The organism is Paracoccus sediminilitoris, from assembly GCF_003259195.1.
Taxonomy (GTDB): Bacteria; Pseudomonadota; Alphaproteobacteria; order Rhodobacterales; family Rhodobacteraceae; genus Paracoccus; species Paracoccus sediminilitoris.
Genome location: NZ_QJPK01000061.1, coordinates 1 through 4,249, shown reverse-complemented (window position 1 = coordinate 4,249; position 4,249 = coordinate 1). Strand labels below are relative to the sequence as shown.

Below are 4,249 nucleotides of genomic sequence, written 5' to 3'. Positions count from 1 at the left end.
TGTGCACCGGGCAGCAGGCCGACAGTGGAACGATGAGTAGGGCGCGTCAAATTGCACTGCCGTATTAGTTAAGCGCCCAATGAACCGTGGGCTAGGCCTGCGCTTGTTTCGTTCGCAACCCTTTGGACCGATGCGGCCTCCGCAGTAGCGGGCCTAATCGTGACGCGTCCCCCAAAAACTCGCCCATGATGCATCCTTCCATTCCTGAGAAAGGATCGCACCATCAAACCGTGGGATCAAACACATAGATTGTGGAAGGCCCTTGATGTCGATTTCCAACCAGAACTGAGCCTGGCTTTCCATCGAGAAGTGCGCCACCTCTGATTATGGAAAGGCATGGCAGCCACCACAGTTACGAACAGGCCGCCGATCAATGAAGTAGGCCCCGAATTTTCAGTCCATCACGTCTGGAAGTAAGGTCCCATAACCAAGTCTGTCATAAAATCGTCACGTATGATGGACAAAAGCGTCACAAAACTGATGTAGGCAGGCCCCGTACAGATCACCTCCTCAGGAGAGACATCATGAAGACCTTCAGCTTCGCCGCCACTGCCCTGTCCGTCATCGCGCTGTCGGCCACCGCCGCCGCCGCCCGCGACCAGGTGCAGGTCGCCGGTTCGTCGACGGTCCTGCCCTATTCGACCATCGTGGCCGAACTGTTCGGTGAGAACACCGACTTTGGCACCCCCGTCATCGAATCGGGCGGTTCGTCGACCGGTCTGCGCCGCTTCTGCGAGGGTGTGGGCGAGAACACCATCGACATCGCCAATTCCAGCCGCGAGATCCGCGAGACCGAGGTCGAGGAATGCGCCGCAAACGGCGTCACGGACATCATGGAAGTCCGCATTGGCTATGACGGCATCGTCTTTGCCAGCGCCGCCGGCGGCAATTCCTTCGAATTCACCCCGACCGACTGGTTCAATGCACTGGCCGCCCGCAAGGTCGTCGATGGCAAGATCGTCGACAACACTGCGGCCAACTGGTCCGAGGTCAATGCCGACCTGCCCGACCAGGAGATCCTGGCCTTCATCCCCGGCACCCGCCACGGCACGCGTGAAGTGTTCGAGGAAAAGGTGATCATTAAGGGCTGCGAGGATTCCGGCGCGAAGGCCGTTTTCGAGGCCGAGATGAGCGAAGAGGAAGCCGAAGATGCCTGTGTCGCACTGCGCACCGACGGCAAGTCGGTCGACATCGACGGCGACTATACCGAGACGCTGGCCCGCATCGGGTCCTCGCCCAATGGCATCGGCGTGTTCGGCCTGTCCTTCTATGAAAACAACACCGACACCCTGCAGGTCGCGACCATGTCTGGCGTGTCCCCTTCGACCGAGACCATCGCCAGCGGAGAATACCCCGTGTCGCGCCCGCTGTTCATCTATGTGAAGAAGGCCCATATCGGCGTCATTCCGGGCGTGAAGGAATTCGCCGAATTCTTCGTCTCGGACGCGATTGCCGGCCCGAACGGCCCGCTGGCGGCCTATGGCCTGGTTTCGGACCCGGAGCTGGCCTCGGTCCAGGAAGCCGTCGCCAACGAAACCACGATGCAGTGATGCATACCGGGGCGGCGCATCCCGTGTGCCGCCCCGACCCTTGCCACCCACCCGTTTTCCGCATTCCGAGGTCAGCCTGATGCCGATGTCCTGGGCCCTGCTTGCCACCACCCTGCTTGCCCTGGCGGGATATTTCATCGGCCGCAGCCGCGCCATGGGTGCCGGAGGCGGCGATGTCCGCAACCTGCACAGCCGTCCCGCCTATCACGGCTGGAACGTCGTGCTGGCGGTGATGCTGCCGGTGCTGTCGGTTTTGATGATCGCCGCGCTGCTGCGCATGTCCGATCTCATTCCGCCCGGGGCTGGTGGGATCGCGGGCCTGGTGGCCTTGGGGGCCGCCGTCGCCGGCCTTGGCTGGGCGATGACCCGCATCGACACGGGCTTTCGCGCCCGCAACTCGGTCGAGCGGATGGTCCTTGGCCTGCTGATCTTCTGTTCCTCTATCGCCATCGCCACTACGATCGGGATCGTGCTGTCGCTGATCTTCGAGACGATCAGCTTTTTCGAGAAATACAGCCTGACGGACTTCTTCTTCAGCACCGAATGGTCGCCGCGCTTCGAGGGCAATTCGCGCCTTGGGATGCTGCCGCTTTTGTGGGGCACACTCTATATCAGCTTCATCGCGTTGCTGGTTTCAGTGCCGATCGGCCTTTTCGCGGCCATCTATCTGTCCGAATATGCGGGCCCGCGCCTGCGCAGCGTCGCCAAGCCGATGGTCGAGGTGCTGGCCGGGATCCCGACCATCGTCTATGGCCTCTTTGCGCTGGTGACCGTCGGCCCGATGCTGCGCGACTGGATCGCCCAACCCATGGGCCTGGGCAATTCCGGCAGTTCGGTGATGACGGCGGGTCTGGTCATGGGGATCATGCTGATCCCCTTCGTCAGCTCTCTTTCGGATGACATCATCAACGCCGTGCCGCAAAGCCTGCGCGACGGGGCACTGGGCCTGGGGTCGACCCCGTCCGAGACCGTGCGCAGCGTTGTGCTGCCCGCCGCCCTGCCGGGGATCGTAGGCGCCATCCTGCTGGCCGCCAGCCGCGCCATCGGCGAAACGATGATCGTGGTCCTGGGGGCCGGCGCCGCCGCCACGATGAGCCTTAACCCGTTCGAGGCGATGACCACCATCACCGTCAAGATCGTCAGCCAGCTGACCGGCGACAACGACTTCTCGTCGCCCGAGACGCTGGTGGCCTTTGCCCTGGGTCTGACGCTGTTCGTCATCACCCTTGGCCTGAACGTCGTCGCGCTGATCATCGTGCGCAAGTATCGCGAGCAATACGAATGACCGATCTGTCCCACGACATGCCCCGCCCCGCCGCCGCAACGTCGCTTTACACGCAGGACGCGCGCACCCGCCGCCGCAACGCCGCCGAGAAACGGTTCCGGGCCTATGGCCTGGCCGCCATCTGCGTCGCGGTGCTGGCGCTGGCGGTCCTGATGTTCACGATCATCCGCGACGGTTCGGGGGCGTTCCGACAGACCTATCTGTCCATCCCGGTCGCGCTGGACGCGCAGGTGCTGGACCCGCAGGGCAACCGCGATCCGGCCGAGATGTCATCGGTGCTGACTCTGTCCTACGGGCAGGTTCTGGATCAGGCGCTGGACGCGGCCGTCGGGGGGATGGATCTGCAGATCGAGAGCCTGCAAGAGAGCGACATCGACGGGCTGATCTCGCGCGATGCCTCGGCCCAGCTGCGCAACCGCGTGCTGAACGACCCCGAACTGCTGGGCCAGACGGTCGATGTGAACGTGCTGGTGAATGGCCGGATCGACGGCTATTTCAAGGGCCGCGTCACCATGGAAACGGCCGAGCGCGACAGCAACACCACCCCCCAGCAGTTGATGCTGGCCGATGCGCTGGCCGATGCCGGCCTGCTGGTGACGCGCTTCAACCGCGAATTCCTGACCGGTCCCGACGCCTCGGACCAGCGCCCCGAGGCCGCGGGTGTCGGCGTGGCGATCCTGGGTTCGCTCTACATGATGCTGGTGGTCCTGTTCCTATCGGTTCCGATCGGGGTCGCGGCCTCGATTTATCTTGAGGAATTCGCGCCGAAGAACCGCTGGACGGACATCATCGAGGTCAACATCTCGAACTTGGCGGCGGTGCCCTCGATCGTCTTCGGGATCCTGGGTCTTGCGGTCTTCATCAACTTCGTGGGCCTGCCGCAATCGGCACCGATCGTCGGCGGTCTGGTGCTGACGCTGATGACGCTCCCGACGATCATCATCGCCACGCGGGCCGCGCTGAAGGCGGTGCCGCCCTCGATCCGCGACGCGGCCCTGGGGGTCGGGGCGTCCAAGATGCAGTCGGTCACCCATCACGTGCTGCCGCTGGCCATGCCCGGCATCCTGACCGGCACGATCCTGGGCCTGGCCCAGGCCTTGGGCGAGACCGCGCCCCTGCTGCTGATCGGCATGGTAGCCTTTGTGCGCGAATATCCCGCCGCCCCGCCCGAGGGCCTGTTCGACCCCGCATCCGCCCTGCCGGTCCAGGTCTATAACTGGACGCAGCGCAGCGATCCGGCCTTTGTCGAACGCGCGTCCGGCGCCATCATCGTGCTGCTGGTCTTCCTTTTGTGCATGAACCTGCTGGCGATCTATCTTCGCCGCAAGTTCGAGCGCCGTTGGTAGACCGGCCGCCAGGAGACATAACCATGTATGACACGACCCGAACGGAGAGCGCCGTGAGCCAGAAGGAG

At 63.7% G+C, this 4,249-nt stretch carries 3 protein-coding genes; all 3 read left to right on the top strand.

Features of this window, described 5'->3' with window-relative positions:
• Positions 1–524 precede the first annotated feature (524 nt).
• Complete coding sequence (locus tag DKT70_RS17470) at positions 525–1,550, top strand: substrate-binding domain-containing protein (protein WP_111560324.1); 1,026 nt, start codon at positions 525–527, stop codon at positions 1,548–1,550.
• A gap of 79 nt (positions 1,551–1,629) precedes the next feature.
• Complete coding sequence (gene pstC / locus DKT70_RS17465; protein WP_111560323.1) at positions 1,630–2,835, top strand: phosphate ABC transporter permease subunit PstC; 1,206 nt, start codon at positions 1,630–1,632, stop codon at positions 2,833–2,835.
• Entirely contained in the window at positions 2,832–4,181 is a 1,350-nt protein-coding gene (gene pstA / locus DKT70_RS17460; RefSeq protein ID WP_111560322.1) for a phosphate ABC transporter permease PstA, read from the top strand. The genes pstC and pstA overlap by 4 nt, the downstream gene beginning before the upstream one ends.
• Positions 4,182–4,249 lie beyond the last annotated feature (68 nt).

What these genes read in the sequence shown, in the direction of transcription:
- pstA (WP_111560322.1), top strand. Translation starts at nt 2,832, where the DNA reads ATGACCGATCTGTCCCACGACATGCCCCGCCCCGCCGCCGCAACGTCG.
- DKT70_RS17470 (WP_111560324.1), top strand. Translation starts at nt 525, where the DNA reads ATGAAGACCTTCAGCTTCGCCGCCACTGCCCTGTCCGTCATCGCGCTG.
- pstC (WP_111560323.1), top strand. Translation starts at nt 1,630, where the DNA reads ATGCCGATGTCCTGGGCCCTGCTTGCCACCACCCTGCTTGCCCTGGCG.